The organism is Cytobacillus oceanisediminis (assembly GCF_004366035.1).
GTDB lineage: Bacteria > Bacillota > Bacilli > Bacillales > Cytobacillaceae > Cytobacillus > Cytobacillus oceanisediminis_C.
The window spans coordinates 12,873-36,219 of record NZ_SOEE01000011.1 but is presented as its reverse complement, the minus strand read 5'-3'; the positions used below and the strand labels follow the sequence as shown (position 1 = coordinate 36,219).

Here is a 23,347-nt window from a genome sequence, read left to right as displayed (position 1 = left end):
CCGTACGTGAGACTTTCACCTCATACGGCGCTCCATCTACTTATCAGCTTGTGCGAATTTTCTTCCTGAACCGTTCCAGTTTCTTAAGTTCCTTATTATTCAAGATGCTGCTCATATCTACTACGTTGTGTATTGCCTTGTGGATTTCCTTATGAACACAAGCCAAGTTTGGCAGTTTGTTAACTTCTTCTAGTGGAAGTTTAGGGTCAATATGGTGAACATGCAGGTTATGCTTCCCGAGCGGGACTCCTGTAATTCTACATTTACCTTTATCTCTGTTGAACGCATATGCTCTGTTCATAAAATATTCAAAATTGTATCGTGGCGAAGTAACAAGTTCTTTCCTAATTTTCTCAAGAAGGGATAAGCTTGTTATTTCATCATGCCTGATACCGATTTCCCTAGTTCCTTTTCTTTTTTCGATTAATGCTCGACCGGAAGGGGAATAGGGGGTTTCGTCTTGAACTTTTTGTTTGAACAGGTTTTCATTCATTTTTGCTAGGTTGAGAAGCATTATGCCGACAAATCCAACTTCGGTTTCGATAGCCAAAGTTTTCTGTGTCCGTTCGGGATATTTTACCGCAAGGTTGACACATTTATTGGTAGATTGTAAGACTCCTCCACGTTTGGCAAGAATGTTATAAGTTTTTATTCTTAATTTATAACCTTCTTTATCCATTATGGAAGTATCTGTTGCATATGAATAATAATTTACTAGACCTCTAACCTTTGAGTTGTAGGCTAATATTAGCTGTGCGTTACTCAGTTTGTCATGATTTAACTTTTTGCTAAGAGAGGTGAGTTCGGCTCTGAGTTCCTTTACTTTGCTCTTAATCTTCTTATCGGAAGGGGTAACATGACTGATGTATCTAGTCTTTTTATCTTTCTTCCTTTTCCCTTTTATACCTTTTAGAACTACCTTGTATTTAAATCCAAGAAATTCAATTGGACTCGTTCTGATGTTGGTGATTTTCGTCTTTTCTTCAGAGAGTTCTAGTTTCAGTTCCTTCTGGAGAAAATTTTTAATAACAGTTTTCCATTTATGTGCGTTGGATTTGTTATTTGTGACCAAAACCCAGTCATCAGCATATCTGATTAGATAGCCTGGTTTGAGTTTAGAAGATTTTAGAGCTCGTAATTTATGGTCGTGTTTTGAATATTTGTGTTTAGTGGTGAACTCTTCAAATTGCTTAGCAACCCATTTGTCAAAGTAATGCAAATATACATTAGCTAGGAGGGGGCTTAAAATGCCTCCTTGTGGGGTTCCAATGTCATTTCTGACAATATTTTTGAAGATACCAGCTTTGAGAAATTCAGTGATTAGGCATAATATTCGTCTATCTCTGATACCCATATTCCATAATTTCTTTATTAGGATTCTATGGTTTACTTTGTCAAAGAACTGACGAATGTCACCCTCCACGATCCAGTGGTACCCAGTACGGTGAACAAGGACTTTAATTCTTTCCAGAGCATGATAAGTAGTTCTTTCAGGTCTAAACCCGAAACTATATTTAAAGAATTGTGCCTCTAATATAGGTTCCAGAACTTGTTTCATCATTTGCTGGATTATTCGGTCCTCTAATGTTGGAATACCCAGAGGTCGTTGTCCGCCGTTAGCCTTTGGAATAAACACACGTTTTATGATATGTGCCTTGAAATTCTTAATTCTATTGTGGATTAACTCAATGAGTTTTTCCTCGGATAGTTTTAAGTAGTCGCGGATTGTTTTTCCGTCGACTCCTGGTGTCATAGAGCCCCTATTGCTTTTCAGTGAATGTATCGCTGTAACAATATTGGGTTTTGACATCATTATTTCAAGGAGAGATGTATGTTTTACCTTGATATTGTTTTCCATTAGCTCTCTTGTTCTTGAGTACAGCTTGTCTAATGTGCCTCTTAATTCTGATTCTGATTCAAGAGTGTATTCTAGTTTTCGCACCAAATTGCATCACCTCATAATGAGATTTTTGCTCTAAGGTTTAGTCGGTTACTGTTACACATTCCTAGAATAATTCCGCTTTTGCTTGATTGTAGACTCGGGCCCTTCCCTCCGGTTACATTACATAACTTTCATCAGTACTATGACCCTACTGCCATTGGTGTAAAGGAATTTCAGTATTGTTTCAATACCTTATATCCACGAACCGGTAATTAACCACCGTATTGCGTTCTCACCAACTTCAACTGTTCCGCATGTTCTAGCCTTGCATATAACCTTAGGATTCACCTTTATGCCGTCAGTTACTAATGAATTAATCGTAATATAGTTCATTAGATGAATAGGGGATAGTCCCTATCCGTAGATTTGATATATTTGATTATCATTTCCACAACTGAAAAGGTAGGGGTTTACCTCCTCCATATTTCTATGGAACGGATAGTATCGACATGTACATTCGGTGATTCGTCAGAATCTATGATTCATTCTATCCATAGTTATTTTATGGCATCCCGATTACTTCTCTTACCATGTTCCCACAGGAATTTAGGCTCGATTTTCACCGACTTCAACGGGCTTATAACAATAATAGGGTTATCTATTATTGCTATCCGTAGGATTAGACCTTTTCAAGAATTTACGATATTCTTGCAAGACTCACTTCCAAGTCTTGTTAGTCAAACATGCAGTTGGATCATTTTTGTTCCCTCGCTTTTATATAGTGTGTTTCCACAACTTTTTGTGCGAGAACAGTTCACACCAAATATCTTCCAATGCCCCACTGAACTGCAGCTCTTTTCATTGCACTTGAAAGGCCACCTTTCAATGATTCAAACTGAGTTTGCTTTGCTCCATCTGATTTTTTTATCCATTCGCCATCTACATAACATGAGATTGTACAAAGGACTCCTTGCATAAAATCAGAAAAATCATTTTGCCATCCAGCCGGTCCGAATACTTCATCTAATCGATTTTGAATTGCTCGATTTGTGACATAAGCTAAGACAAAGGCATATTTTTTACCATTGCTTTGACCACTTCGACTGACACGCCATTCGATATCCTTTGAAGGAAAAGGCGCTTGCAGCTTTTGCATAACTTCCTCCATGCTACAATCTTTCTTCACAACAACAGCCCCTTAAAGTTTCTTAGAACTTTTCCACCACTTATTTTTTGCTCCATTAATGCAAAAAAACCTCTGAGTTTGATAGTTACAAATAAGCACAAAATGCTTACTTGAATTCCATCAACCCAAAGGTTGTAAGTTTAATAGAGTATCCGCTAACCAAATTATGGCTGCCAAAAAATAAAAAAATAAAAAAAGTTCCTGAAAAAATTATACAATTTTATCATTTAATTAACAATAATAAACTTCCAGGATTGTGCTATTGGGGTGTTTTTACCCTTTAAAATGCTTCCCGATGTGCTATAATATTTCTATAATTTAATTTACTTAAAGCGATGACCGCTCAACAGCCTTTTGTTAAAGGTGTGTTTAGCGGTCTTTTTTATTTGAATCTATAAAGAGGGGAGAACAGTTAAATAAATGCTAACAGTTGATACATTTAATGAAATTGAAATAGAAGATGACGTAGAACGATTGTTAATTCTCCGAAAACGAATGGCCTTATCCCAATATCAGTTTGCAAAGGGGATGGGAATTAGTACAAGTTATCTTGGACAGATTGAAAGGGGCGAGGTACCATTCTCTCCCCAACTTAGAGTTCGGATTAACGATTATCTGAAGCGGGAGAAAGAGATTCATGAAAAAGATATATTTAGCAGTTTCTGATAAAGAAGATGGAGAAATCAGAAGTACAATTAAAGGATTGCTTCCCTTTGTAGATGTACATAAGCTATCTTCCAAGGAGGAAGTTTTAGAGGCAATAAGCAACCCATTTTTAGCATGTATCACTCTAAGTGACTTTCTGGATCAACATATTTTAGAATCCATTAAATTAGAGGGTCAACTCATTGTAATCGACTATGATAAAAGTATAAACGTTACAAATAAAAACATAGTTCTATGCAGAAGTACAAATGATACAAGAATGGCCATCTATGATTCACCTATTGGCCACTTAGGAATAGATAGAACAGTAATGGAACCATCCAATGATAAGCCGATAAAGAAAGAAATTGCTAATGAAACAGCTGAAAATGACGTTAAGAAGAGTGATAATCAGGAAAAAGCCATAGACAAATCACCTCCAGAATTCTCGAAGGAAAAGGATAATACAAACTCTAAAATTCCTCCAAAAGAAAACGATCTAGAAAAAAACTCAGAAAAGATCAATAGTAAATCCCTAAGTAAAACGCCAAGTCCGGAATCTAAAAAGGCAGCACCTAATCAAAAACATGACAACTCATCAGCTTCACAAAAAAAGAGGAAGAAAGTATACATTTCTTCACCTACAAAGGCTCATGATTTCGGTAGAAAATTAAATGGTGTAAATCTCAGTACAGAAAAGACTGTGGGTATTTGGGCACCTTTAACAGCAGGGGCCACAACCTTCATTGTGGATTATGCCATATTCCTTCAGCAACATGGTGTTCCTATATCAGTTGTGGAGATCCCAAAAGAGAATCCTCACTTGTTTAAGATGTTACACCGGTTTGGTTCAAAGCCAGACAATTGGATTTCACTAACGGAAAACCTTTACTCCAATGACAATGGCAATAATAACTCTTTATGGATTTATAAAGGCGTCAAATGGTTCCCGGTAGGATTAAATGATTTTGATATTGATCGAAACCAGGATCTAATTTTAGATTTTTTTATTTCAGTTAAAGAAAATGCTTATGTATTAGTGGATTTGCCTACCGGAAAGATGGATGATTCCACTTTAAATACACTTCCATACCTCGACGAGATTTGGGTAATTGCTGATGACCAGTTTGACCGAACTAAAGAATGGAAAAATTTCATACACAATACACTCATTAAGGAGTATAAAAAGCCAGTTAAAATGATACATAGCCGCACTGGTACTCATAGCCGGCCAAGGGACGTAGCAGAATTATTAGACTTGGAGCTCATCACAGCTTTACCTTCCATGTTTGACAGGGTAATGGCAAACAACCATGAGAGAAAACCATTGATTGCTGACATAATTGCAGCTCAAAAGCTCATACCGCCTTTTATTAAAATAGCTAGAGTGTTTGTGGGGAAAGAATTTGATAAAATATACCGACCAACCTTCTGGATGAAATTAAGAAGAAAGTTATTAGATGCTGTTGATTGATTCTTCATGTAGGTGCTAAACTGATAGTAATCTATTTTCTTTTATTATTTCTTGGCTATCTTTTATGAGATAAGCGGTAATTTATCAATTTAGCGGTCTTTGGATCGAAGCAAGAGCTTTCTTTTTGATGCTCTCTCTTCTTTCCATTGGCCGCTTTTTTTTATTCAATGGAGGTGGAAAAAATGAATTTAAAGGAAATTAAAAAAGGCTTAATGACTGAGAACGGAAAAATTTTTATAGGGACACACACTAAGAAAAGGCTTAAAAAGCGTGGGTACTCTAAAGGAGACATTGTTTCAGCTTTATTTAATGGAGAAATCGTTGAAAGACAAGGGCCATCTAAGGTTGTAATAGCTGGCAGAGATATGGATGATAACCCGATTGTGGTGGTCATTGCTAAACATTCGCATTTTATTTTTAAGCTTGTAACAGTCATGCCGCCAATTGATCATTTCCGATTTAAGGATTGTGTGTAAAGAGCTTAAGAACTATAAGAAAGGTTGTTATGAATTATGAAATTAATGAGGCAAACTAGAGTCAAAGATTGGTATGAATACTATCGGACCCCATGTGTAATTTGTGGTAAGACAGGTGGTTGTATGGCTCACGTGGATGGTTCAGCGGTAGCTTGTATCCGAACTGAAAGTGACACTTATTTTTCGAAAAATTCGGCTTTACCTAGCTACCTTCACCTACTTAAAGGGAATAATAAGCGAAAGATTAACAAAGAGGAAATCGAAGAAATTCATGTAGGACATCCCAAGCAAAAAGATAAAGTCCTTAATACTGTTTATAGTGCATTAATAGAATGCTTAGAACTTGATGATGTACATTACAAACACTTAACTTCTCCTTCAAGACAGCTAGCTGATAAGCAAGTTATGCTAAGGCAATACCGCAGCTTTCCAGATAAGCCTTGGGAGGTAGCGAGAATGTTGAAAGAAGGTTTGGAAATCAAACATTTTAAAGGTATCCCTGGTTTTTTTCTACAAGAAGAAAAGTACTGGACCATTGCCGGCAGCAAGGGCATTTTAATACCTTTTCGTAATCACTATAATGAAATTGTCGGTTTCCAGTACCGAATAGATAATCCTCAAAATGTGGTTGAAGTAAAAGTTAATCGCCCTGGTCTTAAAGCTCGGATTATAGAGCAACCAGATCTTGTGCAGGTCTCTTTTGATGGTGAAATCATCTTAGAGGAAGAGATTAAATCTAACAAAACATGGACAACCATTGTACATGAAAATGAAGTTAAAGGATGGGTTCGAGTAGTAAAAGGAAACCGTTATTTCTGGCGTGCGAGACGTTTCTCAACAAGTGCTTAAAGCATGAAATGAGAGGAATTAAGTTATTTAATTCTAACTGGAACATTGATGATAGGAATGATAGCCGTCATGTTGGCTTGAAACTACACCCTAATACTCCTACATGCGCCTCAACTTTACAGAGTTGATGGGGTCTGAAGCTAGGTGAAGTCGGCTGAAACTAAGCTAAGTCCAAGAGTGGATATGGTTAGTGATAGGCCGGGGGGCTGAAAAAGCGTTTTATGATGAGAATGTGCTAAAGATGCACTGACAAAGTGGCGAATGTACGGGTCTAAAAATAGATGCACAGGAAACTGTGTAGCTTCCAAGTGGAAGGTGAATTACCGAAAAGTAAGATTGCCAGATATGAAATTCGGGATATCCAACAATGAGGATATATAATTTACAGGCTCAAAGTCACCATCTAAGGAACGATATGATAGCTAAATGTTTCGGAACGTCGAAAGCAATGAACTTCTATTAAACGTCTGTAAGCGGGAAGGTTGCTATAAGGTTATCTTAATAACCGAAGTGCATTTATCGTTGTGAGAGTAGGGGCACAGTACCGTTGAAGCTATGGAAACATAGTAGAGGGATAGCCCCGAGTCGGAATACTAATTACTAAAGAGGACAATATATCAAATTTATTGGGTTCGAGTATGACTAAGGAGAAGCAAAACTCCACTAAGGGGGATGCTGACCAATTGGCACTAAATCTCAAAAAGAAGAGGCTCAGGCACAATGAGTTTTATGATATGCAAGCTACGCTTGACCAACTTTACCAAGACAGCCTAAACAATCGTGAAACAAGCGATATAATGTCTTTGATAACGTCAAGGGAAAATGTCAGGCTTGCTTATAGAAACATAAAACGTAATGGTGGAAGCCTTACTAAAGGAGTCAATAAAACTAACATCATCAATATAGCTGATAAAAACATTGATGAACTGGTATCTTATGTTAGAAAAAGACTTCAAAACTTCCAACCGCACTCTATAAAGAGGGTTTATATACCTAAAGACTTCAGTGAAGAACGCAGACCTTTGGGTATCCCTACAATTGAAGACAGAATCATCCAGCAATGTATCCTGCAAATTCTCGAACCAATATGCGAAGCTAAATTCCACAAACACAGTTATGGATTTAGGCCCACTCGCTCAGCTCACCATGCAATCGCCAGAACACAACATCTTATGAATACAAATGGTCTGCACTACGTAGTTGATATCGACATTAAGGGTTTCTTTGATAACATCAATCATGGAAAATTACTTAGACAGATATGGAACATAGGGATTAGGGACAAAAACCTTATTTCAGTAATAAGCAAAATGTTAAAAGCCAATATTATTGGCGAAGGGAGAATGGATAAAGGAACCCCGCAAGGTGGAATCATTTCTCCGCTCCTATCCAACATTGTGCTGAATGAATTAGATTGGTGGATCAGCTCCCAATGGGAAACATTTCAATCTAAGAAAACCTACTCAAATAAGGGCAAACAGGATAGAGAATTAAAGAAAACTAGGTTAAAAGAAGTTTTCATTGTAAGGTACGCTGATGATTTTAAAATCTTCTGTAGAGACATTAATGTTGCAAAGCGAATGTTTTCTGCAACCAAAATGTGGTTGAAAGAAAGGTTAGGACTTGAGGTAAGTAATAAGAAATCTAAAATTACTAATCTTCGTAAGAACTATACTGAATTCCTTGGATTTAAACTCAAGGTAACTCCTAGAGCAAATACAAGGCATGGATACGCATCTATCAGTGACGTATCGGATAAGGCAGTTCGGAAAATGAAGATAAACCTTAAAAAGTCCATCAAAACAATCCAATACTCAAAAGAGCATAAGAAATTAGAAGTAGACAGAATGAATTCGAAAATAAGGGGATATCACAATTACTACAAAGCAGCAACAAGAGTAAACATCACCTTTGTAAGAATGAATTTTGTGCTCTCTAAGGTCATACACAATAGATTAAAAAGCCAAAGCTCTAATGTTGGGACTGAAAGCAAAACGTACAATAAGTTATACGGACAATATAAATTCAAGAAGATATTTATTGATGGTAAGCCTATCTTTCCAATTGCAGGTATTAAATTAGAAATACCTAAAAACTTTAAAAAAGATATCAATAACTTTACTAAAGAGGGAAGAGCAGCTATCCATAACAGTCTGAAAGCAGTGGATAGTGAAATGCTTGTCTATCTTCTGAAAAATCCTGTAATAAATGAGTCAGTTGAATTTAACGATAACCGTATATCACTGTTCGTAGCGCAAAATGGTAAATGTGCAATTAGCGGTCAACCTCTAACTATCGGTAGGATGCATACTCATCACAAGAAGCCTAGAAACTCAGGTGGAACTGATAAATATAGCAACCTTATTATTGTATCCAACTTCGTTCACACTTTGATTCACGCAACAAAGGAGGAAACGATAAAACGATATATAAACTTAGAGAACCTTTCCTTAAAACAAATTGATAAAATCAATGTTTTGAGAAAACTGCTGAAACTACAACCCATAGTCGCCTAACAAATAAAGCCTTTAATGGATTTTGAGAGTGAGTAGCTTTGATGCATTAGTCCATATTAGAAGTATTTCGATGGAACGCGGTATGCGGTGAAAGTCGCACGTACCGTGTGAGACGGGGGAAAAGCCAGAGATTACTTCAAAGGTTTACCTATCGTACCCGAAATGGGCAGTGGCTACCTCAATCGTTACGGATTGAGATGCCACACATTTAGTTCAGCAAAGAAACCAGAAGGAACAGGTTCAGGTAATCCAGCCCCCATTCATGTTGCAGTACCTACTTCTAAGTTAAAGGAATGGAAAGAAGGGGTTAGTCTAAAAGCAAGAACTGTATGGTTATCTGAAGGTCCTTTAAAATGCGACATAGCATCAGATTGTATTGGGAAACTATATGATCCAATGGAAATTGAGGATATAGGTGATATCTTCTTAGCCCTTCCAGGAGCCGGAGCATGGCGCCTAGCCCTTCCTGTATTAAAGGAAATGGGTGCGGAACAAGTAAATATTTGCTTTGATGCTGATGCTGTTTCCAATGTGTATGTAAAGAAACACTTGATGGAATGTGCGAAAGGTCTAAAAGAAGAAGGCTATAGAGCAAACCTTGTTTTATGGAATGAAGATGAAGCCAAGGGGATTGATGATTTGTTTATCAAAAACCGCTTACCACACATTAAAAAATTATTCTAAGATAATATAATTTTAGTGTTATGAAAGTCCTTTGAGTAGAGTTCTCAAGGGACTTTTCTTTTTTACATCACATAATAAACAAGCAAGATTAGATGTCATTGGCGACTTTCCATCCCCCTCGTTGTTTGGCAGCAGATAAAATATTTGCACGTTTAAAAGTCCGAAATTGCTGTTTCCCAACATCCAATGTAAGAACTACTTCGCTAGTAAAACTCCTTACAACTGCCCTATGTGTGAGTTTCCCTGCATCGTTTATATAAATTAGATCAATCGGAATTTTATTTTCCCTTGAGAAATTAAACAAGCATTTCATGTATTATCAGCTCCTTTTTACATAAAAATAAGGGAACTAATGTTCGTTTTCAAGTTGATTTAAGAACAAATGTTTGTATAATTATTGATATAAGGAGATGAGAATAGATGATCCGCGACAGAGGAAAAATTAAATGGCAGCCAGCTCATTTTATGCCAGAGCATAGGGCCATGCTTAATCGAATAACAATCGACGACAAAAAGCAAAAAAAGCCTCAGTTGGATGAACATGAATTTGAGGAAATTGGATATATTGTCATGGAATCTTTAAAGTGTACCATCCCAATTAAAGTGACGATTTGGAAAGACGGGTTTTTTATGTTTAGAACCGGAATCGTCGATAAAGTGGATTTGCTAATGAAATATTTACTCTTAGAATCAAATGGTGAGTTATTAAGGATATCTATTCACGAAATTACGGCTGTTGAGAGGTTATAAAAATGACCAGGATTCCAGAAAAAGACCGGGATATTTTAGAGCAAGCTATGTATCTCCCGATGCTCCTTACCATTCTCGAAATGGATCGAATATTATTTGATAAAGGTTCCTTCAAACTTAAACAACCATACTTGGAACTTATTGATGAGACGATAACGGCCGTTCAATATGATCTAAAAAAAACTAAAGATGCAATGAGGAAAGGTCAAATGAAGGTTGAAGAAATCACCTGGGATGAGGCTTTCACGATGTTTTTATTTATTTACAAAGGCTATGAGGAAAAACATAATTATTTTAATCCAAGAATTCGAAATAGGGTCCAAGAACTAATGGAGTTTTACCTGTATAAGCGATTTAAATAGTAAAAGCCCTTAAGAAGGGCTTTACTACATATAGAACCAGTTATTTAACTGTTTTTCACTGCATCTTTCAGTGCTTTACCTGGAGAAAATGCTGGTACTTTACTCGCAGCAATTTCAATTTCTTCACCAGTTTGCGGATTACGCCCTTTACGAGCGGCTCTTTCACGAACCTCAAAGTTGCCAAAACCTAAAAATTGGGCTTTTTTCCCTTCTTTTAATACATTAGTAACTGATTCAAATACTGCATCAACAACTTTTGAAGCATCCTTTTTGGAAAGCTCACTACGTTCAGCAACTGCATTTACAAGTTCTGTTTTATTCATTTTGGTCACCTCTAGAAAAATTTGGAATCATCAATTTGTGTTGCATTATAAGTAATAGCATATAAGCTTGTTTATATTCAAGAAAAATAATCTCTTCATATTTTACTACTTTCCCAGCTTGGGTTTAAAATCTGCTAAAATCACTTCACTTTTACTTTCGTCACAGCTTTAGATTTTTTTGCTGCCTTCCCTAATTCCTTCAGCAATGTTTTTTTATCCTTTTTAGAAGCCATATATTCCCCACCTGCCCTCTTATTTCGTTCGTTAATTTTTAGTTTGTCCAAATTAATAAATTCTAAACGTACTATACTCTCCACTAGATGAATAGATTAACAATATAACTATTTAACATTTTGACACTGGGATAAAAGAGGAGAGAGGGGCTCTTTTAGAAGAGGGGGGAGTATATTGAAAGCAATCAATCCAATTTTTGATAACAAAAATAAAAACAAGCTATCCGTAACTCATACACCTAATGTTCGGAAAAAGCCTGTAACGAAGGCTGAGGGCAGAAAAGAAAGATGCGATAAAAAGAAAGATGTGAAGATACCATTCAATGACGAAGAGAGGGTATTAATTAAAAGGCTTGCTAAAATGCGTGGCCTGGAACCGACTCCTTATTGCACTTTGTTAATCAAGAAGGCACTCAAGGAAGAGCATCATTTTCCTCCCTGTTATTACAATCCAAAAGGGAAACCTTATCCTGCAAAACTTGAAGTTCATTACCATGATCAGCTTTTTGATTATAAAGTTAAATGGGATTGTAGTCTAAAAGAGGCGGCCTACAGGATTATAAGTTTCATGCTAACCATTGAAAGAAGGTTATTGTTATGAATAAAACCAGATATGGTCAATTTGAAATATATGAAGAAGAACTTGACGATTTAACTTATCAACCAAGTGGATTGATTGATAAGTTAATTTTTAATCTGGGTAGAAGCTTATATAAATCTCAAGAGCTTCAATACTCTTTTTCCGTGCCTGCATCTGAATACTTAAGGGGAGAACTATTTTGCAATGATGTATCTGAAGCCATGGAGTGTAAATTCACGCAAAGAGATCTAATAAGTTTACTACTTGACGATTTTTTGTATCAAGCAAAACAACGAAACAATCCATATGATCTTTATCATGAATTAGATATAAGGAGTGAACATTCGTTAAAGGTGAATAGCTATGAAGGTGGGAATAAAACATATAACCGTAATACATCTAAAGGAAAAGAGCGTATATTTGAATGTACGATCAGAAGAAAAGAAGCCTTACGACTGGAAGTAATGTTAAGTGATATAGCAGAATTAGGGGAAAACAAATCATTTACAGTTAACCAAGTGCTAAGAATTCTTTATAGCGACTTTATACAGAAATATAGAACTGGAAATTTAACCAACGTAATAGAAAATATTGTTGCTCGTTATAGAAACTTATAATCCTTATTAAAGTTGGTACCATAATTTAGGAATTTATGGAGCTATAGACCCTTCAAAAAACAGGAATAAAGGGTTGACCATATCCAATATTTACATTATTATGATGATATACAAATTTAAACCAACGGGAAAGCCCCGAAGAACTAAGAGTAGATACGTATCTGCAGCTCTTAGCTTCTTCGGGGCTTTTTTTGTTCCTCGAAGGAGGTGGAACCATGAAAAAGTCTATGAAAAAATTATTTCCATTTGTAGCGTTAACTGCAGTATTTGCCTTTTCTTTACTTCTTTTCTCTCCTGAGGAAGCCTTAGCAGCATGGAAGAAATCCGGTATTTCTCCTCAAGGAGATTTGAAAAACAGTAAAATTTATACCGATCTTGCTAACATTGTTTACTTTATTACAGCTGTAGGTGGCTTCTGGGTTATTGGATGCCTATTATTCGCGGGTATGAGACTATCATCTGCTCAGGGCGGAAATCCACAGGCCCGAACGCAGGGCTTTATAGGAATCTTAATGGCTGGACTTGGAATTTTCATTATTGTTAAAGCAACGACTATTGCTGGTTGGTTTGCTGGATTCGGATCTTAATTAGAAATTCAAATAGAAAAACTCATACCCCTCTAAATTATTAGAGGGGTAGATTTTTAAAGAAGGTGCTCATTTGAGAAAAGAAACTGTTCCAATTGATATGTCCTCTGAACAAAAAACAATATTAGGCTTTATCTCTATAAGGCAACTTATCTACCTCATCATTGGCGGGGCCATTTTATATACCTATATCCCCATAGTCTTTAACATATTCCCGCACTTTATCGTCGGTGGGATAGCTGCTCTTATTTCAGCAATTCCCACACTGGTGTTTATTTTCATATTTGGTTTTTGGAAAAAAACAAAACTTCATCTAAATTTTGACCACTATTTTCTAATTAAGCTTAATTACGGAAAACAGATAGGCATTTGGCGGAAAGGCAGCCGTTCTATAAATTGGAAGGTGACTAATTAATGATTGAACTTATCGTAATGGCAATCTTCGGGGTTGTTGCTTATGTATTTTACAAAATGATGTTGAAGGAGCCCATTCTCCCTTGGAAAGAGAAAAAAGTTTATGAATCTGAGACCCCCTCAAATAAAAAGAAACAAAAAAAGAAAAAGCATGAGGTTTCAATTGAAGATGAGCCAAAGCTTTTTCAAGAGTTGTTTGATGAAGTAAAGGACATATCAAACCATATGATTAGGTTCAATGATAATTCCTTTACCATGATAGCTGAAGTTGAGCCGGTCAATTACTTCCTTAAGAGCCAAGATGAACAAGAAGCGATCGATATGGTTTTTGAAAGTTGGTTAGCTGCCATTAATTACCCTGTACAGTTTTACCTGCAAAATCGCTTTATAGATATTTCTGAACCGGTCCAGCAAATGAAAGAGAGCATGAGAAATTCAGAAGACCTTAATGAAGCAGCATTAAGTTTTGGCCAATCAATGATTGATGACTTACAAAATTGGCAATCACAAACACCACGTTATGAAACAAAGAGATATCTCATCTTTACTCATAAAATCAACGCAAAGGACATTTCAGCTGATTCAGCTGAAGAATTAGAAGAAAAACTTGTTGAGAAATCATTTGCTGAATTAATGAGGAGATTGAATGCCGCTAAATCACAATTAAGGAGAGCGGAAATGAGTGTTTCTCTTCTTCCTACAGAAGGGATTTATGAATTGCTTTATCACACTTTTAATCGTCGAAAAGCTGTAAAAAATCGTTTCAAAGATTTAGTAGAAACAGAAAAAAATGCATTGTACGTAACAGCTGAGCAGTCTGATGAACATATTGAAGCGGTTAAGGAGGCTATTGAAGAGAATGAAATTAACCAAGAAGAACAGCGAAAAGAAGAGCGAACAGAAGAAAGCCAAGCAAGTTAAAGAAAGTAAGGTTAAAAAGAAAAAACAGTCCGGTAAGGATGAAGCGATCTCAGATCATCAAATGGAGACTAAGCCTACAATGTGGGACATTATTTCCCCTGAAGGCTTAAAAATTAATAGTGAAGACTTTGGAATAATAAAGCAATCACTAGGAACCAAAACGTATTTTCGTCCAATTTATATTCCAAGAGACGGCTATCCCAGAAAAATGCAGACTAATTGGCTCTACAATCTTTCTTCAAGTGGAGAAGTAGACGTTCTAATTGATGTACATAAAGTAGGAAAATCAGATGCCATTAGAACCTTGCAGCGGCAAATTACAATGCTCCAGTCGAACTTAACCTTTCAGACTAAAAGAGGAAACATTGATCAAATTAATGATTTGGAATCTAAAATTCGAGACACAGACTTACTTATGAGCGAAATACAGTTCTCCGAGAATGACATGTATAACGTTAGTTCGTTAGGGGTTTTATATGGCCAAAGCGAGAAGGAACTAAATAGGTACAGTGAAGCCATCGAGGATGAAATGAGCAGTCAATTCTTCTCTTTAGTCTCGACCTGGGGCAGAGTCAAAAAAGGTTTTAAAAGTGTTATTCCTTTTGGGAAAAATGAGATTCCGGATTCATTTCGTAATATTGACCGCCGTGCTTTATCTACCTTCGCTCCCTTCATTAGTGGCAGCGGTAAATACATGGGAGGTATTCCATTAGGAATAAATAAAATTACTGGCCAATTAGAGTTTATCAATAGTTTTGGGAATGAAGAGTACCGTCCACAAAACTATAACATGTTTGTAGTTGGTATATCTGGTTCAGGAAAATCAGTAACTCTTAAACTCTTAATTGCTCGGGAATTAACTGGTGCAAATATCTATAGCAGATTAATAGACCCAGAAGGTGAATTCGTTCGAATCACCAGGCGATTAGGTGGTATCAATTTAAACATTAGCGAAGAAGAAGATATTTGTATTAATCCGCTCGCTATTAACTTTACTGACGTCCCAATGGATGAGCAAGACGAAGAGTTAGATTTATTAGAGGATACGGATGAACGAGAAGTTATTGAAAAAGAGGGGAAGAAATTTATTCGCTTTGTCCCTCTTAGAGAAAAAATGAACGACATTCTGGACTTTTTCGATATTATTTGCCGCGGTAAGAATTCGGAATATCGAGGCCTTGATGTTTTTGAGAGAAACTATTTAGAAGAAGCTGTTCAATACATCTTTAATGAAAAGTTAAAGCTTACATCTCATCCGGACTCCTTATTCAGCAACGAGGTAGTTCAAGTTGATAACCAATTGATCCAATCAAAAGTAAGGAAACCGGAACCGACTATATCTGATGTGTTCGAATACTTAAAAGATCATTATGAGGAAGAGCCAAAAGCTCTAAGATTAATAGCCGCCATTCGCCCCTTCTTAAGGGATGGCTCAAAGCCTATCTTCGATGGACAAACATATCTTGGCAAGGGAGTTACCCAATCATTGCAAGATGCAAGGTTGGTTAATTTTAATATTAGCCAAATGGAGGAAGGCTTTTTACGCCCAATTGCTTATCATGTAATCCTGAATTATTTATGGGAGCATTTTGTGAAAAATCTAGATAACGCAACAAAAAAGAAATTTGTTTATGCCGATGAAGCTTGGACATTAATCGATTCTGAGCAAACAGTCAGTTTCCTTGAAAAAATGGCACGAAGAGCCCGTAAACGAAACACAGGTCTTCGATTGGCAAGTCAGGACTTTGTACGCTTTGTTACTAATAACAAAGCTAGAGGGATTCTACAAAATACACATGCTTATCTATTCCTTCAGCAAAACAAAATTGATTTGAAAGTTATTAAGGAAAACTTTGACCTTAGCGCTGGTGAAATAAATATCTTATTCGGGAATCCGGATAAAGGTGAGGGAATTCTTCGGATGGGAAAAAGCTCCGTGTGGTTACAAACAAATCCTAGTGAGGAAGAATTATTCTTCATTGAATCAAACCAAGCAGTTTATGAAGAACAAATGAAGCGAAAACAACTCATGGAACAGCGTTAGAAGGGGGTGGTGGTCCTTGCAAGATAAAATTATGGATATATTTGAGTCCCTATTTGAGAAGATGCTCGAATGGATATTGGGTCCCTTTAAGGATCTAGACACTCTTAAGGGGCTCATTTATGACACAGGAAAAGAAGAATACTATTATGGTGTTTTTAATGAGGATCAATTTGGTGTTATAGCTCAAGGTATGGCTGTTATGCAGTCCTTATCTGTAGGGTTCATTTTAGTTTCTATTATATTAGCGGGTATGAGAATATCCTCTTCCGGTATAAATCCTTCTAACAGGACCTATACATTTGAATATTTTAAAGACTTTATTCTTGTAGCTATATTGTTTTTTAACTTGAGCACAATTTTTGAAATTATGTACTCCGTAAATGAAATGTTTGTTTCGACATTCTCAAGTGCAAAAGAAGTCATGGATGGAGATATTGCTAAACAGGCTACTACATTTCTAAAGCAAGGTGTTCTAGGGGGATTAATAATAGGATTGGTACTTCTTGGACTTTCACTATGGGCAAACTTCTATTATATGATGCGTACCCTTACACTAATGATTTTAACCATAATGTCGCCTTTGGCAGTGGCTCTTTACCTTATTCCGCAAACGAAAGGTATTACCGCTGGATTGTTTAAAGAATATGCAGGAACTGTATTTATTCAATCCGTTCATGCCGGGGTATATTGGGTAATTGCTGCAATTGCTGGTGCTAATCCTGGTATCGGAAGTATTTTACTTTACATCATCTTTATTCCTGTTACGGAATCAATCAGATCTCTTTTAGGTTTAGGAGGACAGATGAATGACCGGTTAAGTAAAACGGCAGCCATGATGGGTGGTTCTGCACTAATGGGTGTTGCTGGTGCAGTTAAAGGGGCATTAAGTGGACAATCTGTCGCTCAATCATTAAGAAGTGCTGCTGGCCGGGTAGCTAAAAATGCTAAAGGCGGAAAAGATGGTGCTGAAGAAGACGGTGCAAAAGGTCTCCTTGCAGGAGCTGGAACAGACATAGGTTCTACCTCAAGAGCAGAAAGAATGCTAAAAGCTGGAGAAATTTTTTCAAAAGGCGGTAAAGCTGTCTTTGGAGCCGCCGGAGCTATTGCTGGTTCACCGATGGGTCCTATCGGTTCAATTGCTGGCTCAACTTTAGGTTTTAGTGCTGGTGGTGCAATCGGTGGAGTAGCGGGAAGAGCGGGTATGGCAGGTGCAGAATTATTGGCAGACAGAGCTAAAGCTGGTTTTAAGGCGGGGAAAAACAAGTTTGATGGTTTAAAAAATGCTGAAGCTCATGCAGATGAAAAATTAGCTAATACCCTTGCTGATAAAGAAACCTCTCAATGGGCTGGTGAAAATAAAGATGCATTTCTAAAAGATATTAAAGAGCGTTTCCCTGATGCCACTGATCGCGAAATCAATCAAATGTGGGATAAACAAGTTGCGTCTAAGCAAAGTGAATTTCTCGAAAAAGCAAGGTCCACAGTAAAAGGACTTAAAGCACATAATGGGAAACTTGCAAAAGCTTCAGACTTAGTAGATTCCACCGTAAATAATCTGACTAATGATTGGGCAATAAACAATGAAGATACCTTTAAACAAAATTATGATGCCGCTCATCCGTTGCCAGCAAATGCTACAGAAGCTGAAAAAATTAAACATAATCAGAATAAAAATGAAGCCTGGAATCAGAAGATATCTGAAAAGAGAAATGCCATAAATGGTGTAGCCTTGGCAGCAGCTTCTAAACTCGGATTTGGGAAGTTAGATGGCCAATCTTACATTAATAAGGATGACTTTATTAGTGAGGTAGGTAATCAAGTAGGTACCGTTCTTGGCATGAATGGTAAACAAGAAAGTTTAGGTGCCGTTAAGGATGCAATCAATAGCGTTAACTTAAATCGTGCAAAAGCTACAGATTTGATAAACACTTCTGTTGGTGGCCTAACAAAAGAGTGGGCCAGTAAAAATAAAGAAGCATTTATGAGTAATTATGATAAAGAAAATCCTATGCCAGCAAATGCATCAGCAGAAGAAAGAACACTTCATCAACAATCAAAGGAAGCAGCTTGGAATCAAGCACTTGGGCAAAAGCAAAATGCTATTAAAAATGCTGCCATTTCGGTTGCCTCCAAACTGGGGAATGGATCTCCAGTTGATTCATCCTCTATTAATAAAGAAGAGTTTGTAAATCAGCTTGGAAATAAAGTCAGTTCCATTACCGGTTTTAATAATCCTGAAAGTATTCAAGCAGTCAAAGCTGCGACTAATGGAGTTAAAGTGGGACAAGCTCAGGGTTCTGAATTAATCGGTGCAACTGTAAGCAATTTGACAAGCAAGTGGGCTAAAAATAATCGTGAATCCTTTATGAAGAACTATGATATGTCCAACCCATTGCCTGCAGATGCAAGTTCAGATACTATTCAAACCCATAACCAAAATCGGGAAGTTGCTTGGCAAAATGCGGTTGCTGGTAAAAGAAGCACAATTAGTCAGATTGCTAGTAAGGCAGCTTCTAAATTAGGATATGTCCCTTCTAGTACCAATTCTTACATTAATAAGGACGACTTTGTTAATGAGGTTGGGAATGAAGTGGGTTCCGTGATTGGAGCGGGTCAAAGCGCTAGTGTCCTCGCTGTTCGTGGAGCTACAAGTGCCGTAAGAAATGCTTCACTGTATTCAGGTAAGTCGGTAAATACACCATTCTTGCGTAATCAATTAGCTTCAATGCAAACAAACAAGCAAAGGGACGCTTTTGTTGAACAGCATATTAGTAGTAACCCTGAGACCACTAGACAAGAAGCTGTTCAAGAATGGAACGCATCACATGCACCATCTCAATTTCAAAAGAACTTAAACGCGTTAGCCAATCCTGTAAGCGGACTCCCTAGACATATACCTTTAGACCATCGGTTAATCGGAGGAGGTAGTTTCGTTAGAGGAGCATCTGCTTTAGGTGCAGGTGTTGCTAGTGGAGTCATTGAAAGTACGGGTATTATTTCTGGTCCGAAAGCTGTTGGCCAATTTCTGAATGATACTAAGATGGGGGCATTCGGAACAGCATTAGTAACAGATACAAAAACGGCATGGGAAAATAGAAATCCTGTACAAAATCCAGTCACTGCAGCAGCAGATTCTGTGGGAATTGGATTAAAGAATGCTTGGAGTGCAGCAGATAATCATGTTGCTCAAAATGTGGTCGGTAAACAAGCCGGTTTTAGAAACACTGTTGCTTATTCAGTAGGTATCTTGGGAGGAGTAAAGGGTTATAAAGCCGGAGCGAATTATGCAGCTGGAGGAACACAAGTAACTAAAGCATTTAGCTTAAAAGGATGGAATCCATATAACAACGCTGTTAATCAAATATCTCCGGATGTTGCTGAAATATCTGAGATAGAACAAATGGCTCAAACTATAATTGGGGATGATGGCCAAAAAACACTTGCATCTGGAGCAGTTCGAATGGTTACTACTAAGGGTCAAACAGTCCTTCAAGTAAGAACGAAATCGGGACAGCTTCAAACAGTTTCTCGTATTGGCTCGGGTGATTCTTCTTTAAAAAAGGGAGAAACCCTTTATCAAGATTTATCAATTCAAGATGGCCAACTCACTCCAACTTCTAATGTCTACCAAGAAGACAGTGGAGGAGGGAGGGTTAATTTAAACCGCACAATAAATGTTAACCCTAATAGACTGGTAGCTAATAGGAACACACCTAAAACTCCAAGGGTTGTAAAAGAAGTACAAAGCTATAACCAATTGGTAGATAGCGGACAGTATTATTTAAAGAATGCAATGAGTGAAATGTCCAACATTGAAATGATTGTTGACAGAAATCGAAGCTACCTTCAAGGAGTAAAGAATGGACAAACCTACCGCATTTCTCCTTATGGACCGGGTGATACAAGAATTAGCCCAGATGAAACTCAAAAGATCACCTGTGAGATGAGAAATAATAAGCTGATTCCAAATAATCCTGATGGTTATACTACTTCATTAAAACCAGAGGATTTAGTCGCTTATCGTCCAGCTAACAAACGAAATATGATGAGAAAACAGAATGACAAGTTCAGAAATAAAGCATTTGTGGAAGGCTTGAGGTGATCGCATGCTGCCTTCACCTCAAGAAAAAGAACGTGATCCATCCGTATTAAGAAAATATGCTGAACATAAGGCCAAACAGCAGGGCAGGAAAGTAGCTAAAAAGCTAGCTAAAAAAGGAGCTAAACTTGCAGTTAAATTAGCTAAATTCGCGGCAAAAAAGTTTGTCTTGCTACTTGGAAAAGTACTAGCTTGGCTAGTTGGAGCTGTTGGCCTCCCTGTTATAGGGATAGCTTTAGCGGTAATTGTTGCTCTTATTGTTATCTCATTAGCCTGGAGCTTCATGTTCGGTACAGGCGATGGACTAGAGGGTGAAGATAAGAAGATTCATGAATATATCGTGCAACAGGCAAATGGCACAGTAAATATGAATAGTTCACTTGAAAGACCCTATCGCGTACCCGAAAAACTAATAGCTGCCACTATACAATTAGATGCTTTCCAAAAAAATGATGATATTAAAAGCGTCATTAAAAAAATGGCCAATGCTCTTGCTCCTACATTTGATTACGGTCAATATGATGAATGGAAAGAAAAACAGGTCACGGTATGTGAAGATGGAAAATGTAATGCTGGACCTGTAAAAAGAACCTCTAATATGGTTACAAAATTAAACCATGTAGAGTATTGGAATGGAACAACAACTTTTACGTACACACCTAAAGTCACTCCTTGGAAAACTAGTGAGAAGATCACATACCGGGAAGAAAAATATAAAGAAAAAGTAAAAGAAACATACACCGTTACTGTAGTGGAGTACTATATCGAATATGAGACACGGCCCTATACAGTTACCGAATACGTTCCTTACGAAGAAAAAATTGCTGTTGTAAAACTTGATGAAAATGGTAGAAGGTACGTAGAGTATATAACTGTTACAAAGTATAAAAAGGTAACTAAAACAGAGTATAAAAAAGTTCCTGTAAAAAAAGCTAAATCAAGGGAAGAAGAAAGGGTTAGAGAAGTAGAAATCGAGAAAGTTCGAAAAATAGAAGTAAAAACAATTACGAAAACACGTCAACAATATTTCGAGTCCTCTAAATCTACTATTACTGATTATGCTACTTTTGATAGCATCCTCAATTCTTATGGGCTTGGTCTAACCGATAAAAGTATAGTAGAAGCAAACTATATGTTTATGGGAGGAACTATTGCTTATACAGATTGGCTTCAAACGATGGGAACCGGCGGTAGCTTCGGTGGTTCTCCTGGCTTTGACGGAACTATAATACCTGGTGCAGGTGTACCTCCACAATACATGCCTTTCTATCGATCTGCAGAAAAGAAGTATGGTGTTGATTGGTATGTATTAGCAGCTGTACATTTTGTTGAAACTGGATTCAGTTCACATAAAACTATGGTTTCATCTGTTGGCGCTGTTGGACACATGCAGTTCATGCCCGCAACATGGGTTGGCTGGAAGTACAATATCGGCGGAGGACTAGTTTCGTCAAGTCTAGATATCACCAGTCCAGCAGTCATTGCTGCTGGAAATGGATACGGAAGAGATGCCCAAAATGACGGCAAAGCAGACCCTTGGGACATGGAAGATGCCATTCATACCGCAGCATATTACTTATCAAAAAATGGATATGCAAAAGATGCAAGAAAAGCCATTTGGCAATACAATCACGCAGATTGGTATGTTAATAAGGTACTTTCAAACGCAGAGAAATTTAAGACTGCAGCAACCTATGAAGGTGGTGGAGATACTCCTCCATTAAAACCTGGTAGCTTTATGAGGCCAGCTATTGGTCCTGTGTCTTCTCCTTTTGGAGCAAGATGGGGAACGGTACATTATGGAACTGATATCGCTTCTGGGGGTAAATCCAAAGTTCCTATCGTTGCTTCTGCAGATGGGACAGTTAGCCGATCATATTTTTCTTCATCTTATGGAAACGTTGTTTTTATTAAGCACAACATTAATGGGCAAGCTTATGAAACAGTTTATGCTCATATGACCAATAGATCAGTGAGTCAAGGTGCAAAAGTCAAGCAAGGGCAATTTTTAGGCTATATGGGTACGACCGGGAATTCAACTGGAGTACACTTACACTTTGAAGTGCACAAAAACCAGTGGACACCCAATAAAGGGAATGCGATGAATCCGGCATTAGTTGTTCAATTTTAATAAATGAGGGGGATTCCCCCTCTAAAAAGGAGAATCAGTATTTGTGAAAAAGCTAGGGATTGCAACTATTATCATTACTAGTATCTTTATTTTAATGGGATGTTCCTCAAAACAAAATGCTACAGCAAGTTTAAAGGTAACTGAAGAAAATAAATCCTATCTAGAAGAATATGATAAGTCCTTACAAGTATATTTTGATCAAATGACATCAATTTTTAAGTCCTTTAATAATTCATTAGATGGCTTATATACTGAACAATACAGCCGTGAACAATTCGCAAAATCTATGAAAGACAATATAGAAATATCAAATACACTAGTTTCTGATGTTGAAAGTTTAGATGTAGAGCCCGAATTATTTGAGAACCATCAAAATCTTATTGCGCTAATTAATCGTTCTCACGGACTTTTGTTAACTGCTATTGATATGGCCAACACTGAAGAAAATGAAATTGATAAAAACTATCTAAGAACTGAGTACCAAGAAATTAAAACGAATCAAGCATCTATCAATAATGAATGGAAAATACTAAGAAAGAGTCTTGAAACCTCAGACGGAGAGACACCTCAATAA

Annotated in this window: 21 protein-coding genes; 17 read left to right on the top strand and 4 right to left on the bottom strand. The window is 37.1% G+C overall.

Annotation, left to right across the window (positions count from 1 at the left end; translation table 11 throughout):
• Positions 1 to 43: 43 nt before the first annotated feature.
• A complete protein-coding gene (gene ltrA / locus DFO72_RS23615; RefSeq protein WP_113885167.1) occupies positions 44 to 1,942 on the bottom strand; it encodes a group II intron reverse transcriptase/maturase in 1,899 nt (632 codons plus the stop codon).
• A 754-nt stretch (positions 1,943 to 2,696) separates the two neighbouring features.
• Positions 2,697 to 3,038, bottom strand: coding sequence for a Rad52/Rad22 family DNA repair protein (locus tag DFO72_RS23605; protein WP_243856253.1), 342 nt, complete (start codon positions 3,036 to 3,038; stop codon positions 2,697 to 2,699).
• A 450-nt stretch (positions 3,039 to 3,488) separates the two neighbouring features.
• On the opposite strand from DFO72_RS23605, the gene DFO72_RS23600 reads away from it, so the two are divergent.
• The 6 genes from DFO72_RS23600 (at position 3,489) to DFO72_RS29780 (ending at position 9,712) form a co-directional block, all read left to right on the top strand.
• Positions 3,489 to 3,734: a helix-turn-helix domain-containing protein gene (locus tag DFO72_RS23600; RefSeq protein WP_009336117.1), complete on the top strand. Its 246-nt coding sequence runs from the start codon at positions 3,489 to 3,491 to the stop codon at positions 3,732 to 3,734.
• Positions 3,706 to 5,187, top strand: coding sequence for a hypothetical protein (locus DFO72_RS23595; protein ID WP_113885119.1), 1,482 nt, complete (start codon positions 3,706 to 3,708; stop codon positions 5,185 to 5,187). Before DFO72_RS23600 ends, DFO72_RS23595 begins: the two co-directional genes overlap by 29 nt.
• Before the next feature lie 182 nt (positions 5,188 to 5,369).
• On the top strand, positions 5,370 to 5,663 hold the full coding sequence (locus tag DFO72_RS23590; RefSeq protein ID WP_113885118.1) for a DUF4258 domain-containing protein: 294 nt from the start codon (positions 5,370 to 5,372) through the stop codon (positions 5,661 to 5,663).
• 123 nt (positions 5,664 to 5,786) lie between these two features.
• Positions 5,787 to 6,512 (top strand): hypothetical protein, encoded by a 726-nt coding sequence (locus DFO72_RS23585; RefSeq protein WP_113885117.1) that lies wholly within the window; start codon positions 5,787 to 5,789, stop codon positions 6,510 to 6,512.
• A gap of 638 nt (positions 6,513 to 7,150) precedes the next feature.
• Entirely contained in the window at positions 7,151 to 9,028 is a 1,878-nt protein-coding gene (gene ltrA / locus DFO72_RS23580; RefSeq protein ID WP_181782411.1) for a group II intron reverse transcriptase/maturase, read from the top strand.
• Between the two features lie 396 nt (positions 9,029 to 9,424).
• Complete coding sequence (locus DFO72_RS29780; RefSeq protein ID WP_208326896.1) at positions 9,425 to 9,712, top strand: DUF3854 domain-containing protein; 288 nt, start codon at positions 9,425 to 9,427, stop codon at positions 9,710 to 9,712.
• Positions 9,713 to 9,800: 88 nt separating this feature from the next.
• Here the strand turns inward: DFO72_RS29780 and DFO72_RS23570 are convergent, their stop codons facing one another.
• On the bottom strand, positions 9,801 to 10,025 hold the full coding sequence (locus tag DFO72_RS23570) for a hypothetical protein (protein ID WP_113885116.1): 225 nt from the start codon (positions 10,023 to 10,025) through the stop codon (positions 9,801 to 9,803).
• Positions 10,026 to 10,132: 107 nt separating this feature from the next.
• Between DFO72_RS23570 and DFO72_RS23565 the strand changes: the two genes are divergently transcribed.
• Both DFO72_RS23565 and DFO72_RS23560 read left to right on the top strand, forming a co-directional pair.
• Entirely contained in the window at positions 10,133 to 10,462 is a 330-nt protein-coding gene (locus DFO72_RS23565; RefSeq protein ID WP_113885115.1) for a YolD-like family protein, read from the top strand.
• Positions 10,463 to 10,464: 2 nt separating this feature from the next.
• Positions 10,465 to 10,824 (top strand): hypothetical protein, encoded by a 360-nt coding sequence (locus DFO72_RS23560; protein ID WP_113885114.1) that lies wholly within the window; start codon positions 10,465 to 10,467, stop codon positions 10,822 to 10,824.
• A gap of 44 nt (positions 10,825 to 10,868) precedes the next feature.
• Here the strand turns inward: DFO72_RS23560 and DFO72_RS23555 are convergent, their stop codons facing one another.
• Positions 10,869 to 11,147, bottom strand: coding sequence for an HU family DNA-binding protein (locus DFO72_RS23555; RefSeq protein ID WP_113885113.1), 279 nt, complete (start codon positions 11,145 to 11,147; stop codon positions 10,869 to 10,871).
• Between the two features lie 408 nt (positions 11,148 to 11,555).
• Here DFO72_RS23555 and DFO72_RS23550 point away from each other — a divergent pair, with 408 nt between their 5' ends.
• The 9 genes from DFO72_RS23550 (at position 11,556) to DFO72_RS23510 (ending at position 23,347) form a co-directional block, all read left to right on the top strand.
• Positions 11,556 to 11,981 carry a hypothetical protein gene (locus DFO72_RS23550; RefSeq protein WP_019380475.1) on the top strand — a complete coding sequence of 142 codons (426 nt, stop codon included), beginning with the start codon at positions 11,556 to 11,558 and terminating at the stop codon, positions 11,979 to 11,981.
• Positions 11,978 to 12,577, top strand: coding sequence for a hypothetical protein (locus tag DFO72_RS23545; RefSeq protein ID WP_113885112.1), 600 nt, complete (start codon positions 11,978 to 11,980; stop codon positions 12,575 to 12,577). Before DFO72_RS23550 ends, DFO72_RS23545 begins: the two co-directional genes overlap by 4 nt.
• Positions 12,578 to 12,792: 215 nt before the next feature.
• A complete protein-coding gene (locus DFO72_RS23540; protein WP_113885111.1) occupies positions 12,793 to 13,164 on the top strand; it encodes a pilin in 372 nt (123 codons plus the stop codon).
• Positions 13,165 to 13,237: 73 nt separating this feature from the next.
• On the top strand, positions 13,238 to 13,579 hold the full coding sequence (locus DFO72_RS23535; protein ID WP_113885110.1) for a PrgI family mobile element protein: 342 nt from the start codon (positions 13,238 to 13,240) through the stop codon (positions 13,577 to 13,579).
• Complete coding sequence (locus DFO72_RS23530) at positions 13,579 to 14,499, top strand: hypothetical protein (RefSeq protein WP_113885109.1); 921 nt, start codon at positions 13,579 to 13,581, stop codon at positions 14,497 to 14,499. Before DFO72_RS23535 ends, DFO72_RS23530 begins: the two co-directional genes overlap by 1 nt.
• A complete protein-coding gene (locus DFO72_RS23525) occupies positions 14,438 to 16,543 on the top strand; it encodes a VirB4 family type IV secretion system protein (RefSeq protein WP_113885108.1) in 2,106 nt (701 codons plus the stop codon). Before DFO72_RS23530 ends, DFO72_RS23525 begins: the two co-directional genes overlap by 62 nt.
• 16 nt (positions 16,544 to 16,559) lie before the next feature.
• On the top strand, positions 16,560 to 20,645 hold the full coding sequence (locus DFO72_RS23520) for a hypothetical protein (protein ID WP_113885107.1): 4,086 nt from the start codon (positions 16,560 to 16,562) through the stop codon (positions 20,643 to 20,645).
• Between the two features lie 4 nt (positions 20,646 to 20,649).
• Entirely contained in the window at positions 20,650 to 22,773 is a 2,124-nt protein-coding gene (locus tag DFO72_RS23515; protein ID WP_113885106.1) for a peptidoglycan DD-metalloendopeptidase family protein, read from the top strand.
• Between the two features lie 43 nt (positions 22,774 to 22,816).
• A complete protein-coding gene (locus DFO72_RS23510) occupies positions 22,817 to 23,347 on the top strand; it encodes a hypothetical protein (RefSeq protein ID WP_019380456.1) in 531 nt (176 codons plus the stop codon).

Coding starts and splice junctions, on each gene's coding strand:
- DFO72_RS23525 (WP_113885108.1), top strand. CDS start 14,438: ATGAAATTAACCAAGAAGAACAGCGAAAAGAAGAGCGAACAGAAGAAA.
- DFO72_RS23570 (WP_113885116.1), bottom strand. CDS start 10,025: ATGAAATGCTTGTTTAATTTCTCAAGGGAAAATAAAATTCCGATTGAT.
- ltrA (WP_181782411.1), top strand. CDS start 7,151: ATGACTAAGGAGAAGCAAAACTCCACTAAGGGGGATGCTGACCAATTG.
- DFO72_RS23545 (WP_113885112.1), top strand. CDS start 11,978: ATGAATAAAACCAGATATGGTCAATTTGAAATATATGAAGAAGAACTT.
- DFO72_RS23555 (WP_113885113.1), bottom strand. CDS start 11,147: ATGAATAAAACAGAACTTGTAAATGCAGTTGCTGAACGTAGTGAGCTT.
- DFO72_RS23540 (WP_113885111.1), top strand. CDS start 12,793: ATGAAAAAGTCTATGAAAAAATTATTTCCATTTGTAGCGTTAACTGCA.
- DFO72_RS23515 (WP_113885106.1), top strand. CDS start 20,650: ATGCTGCCTTCACCTCAAGAAAAAGAACGTGATCCATCCGTATTAAGA.
- DFO72_RS23560 (WP_113885114.1), top strand. CDS start 10,465: ATGACCAGGATTCCAGAAAAAGACCGGGATATTTTAGAGCAAGCTATG.
- DFO72_RS23585 (WP_113885117.1), top strand. CDS start 5,787: ATGGCTCACGTGGATGGTTCAGCGGTAGCTTGTATCCGAACTGAAAGT.
- DFO72_RS23605 (WP_243856253.1), bottom strand. CDS start 3,038: ATGCAAAAGCTGCAAGCGCCTTTTCCTTCAAAGGATATCGAATGGCGT.
- DFO72_RS23600 (WP_009336117.1), top strand. CDS start 3,489: ATGCTAACAGTTGATACATTTAATGAAATTGAAATAGAAGATGACGTA.
- DFO72_RS29780 (WP_208326896.1), top strand. CDS start 9,425: ATGGAAATTGAGGATATAGGTGATATCTTCTTAGCCCTTCCAGGAGCC.
- DFO72_RS23595 (WP_113885119.1), top strand. CDS start 3,706: ATGAAAAAGATATATTTAGCAGTTTCTGATAAAGAAGATGGAGAAATC.
- DFO72_RS23590 (WP_113885118.1), top strand. CDS start 5,370: ATGAATTTAAAGGAAATTAAAAAAGGCTTAATGACTGAGAACGGAAAA.
- DFO72_RS23530 (WP_113885109.1), top strand. CDS start 13,579: ATGATTGAACTTATCGTAATGGCAATCTTCGGGGTTGTTGCTTATGTA.
- DFO72_RS23565 (WP_113885115.1), top strand. CDS start 10,133: ATGATCCGCGACAGAGGAAAAATTAAATGGCAGCCAGCTCATTTTATG.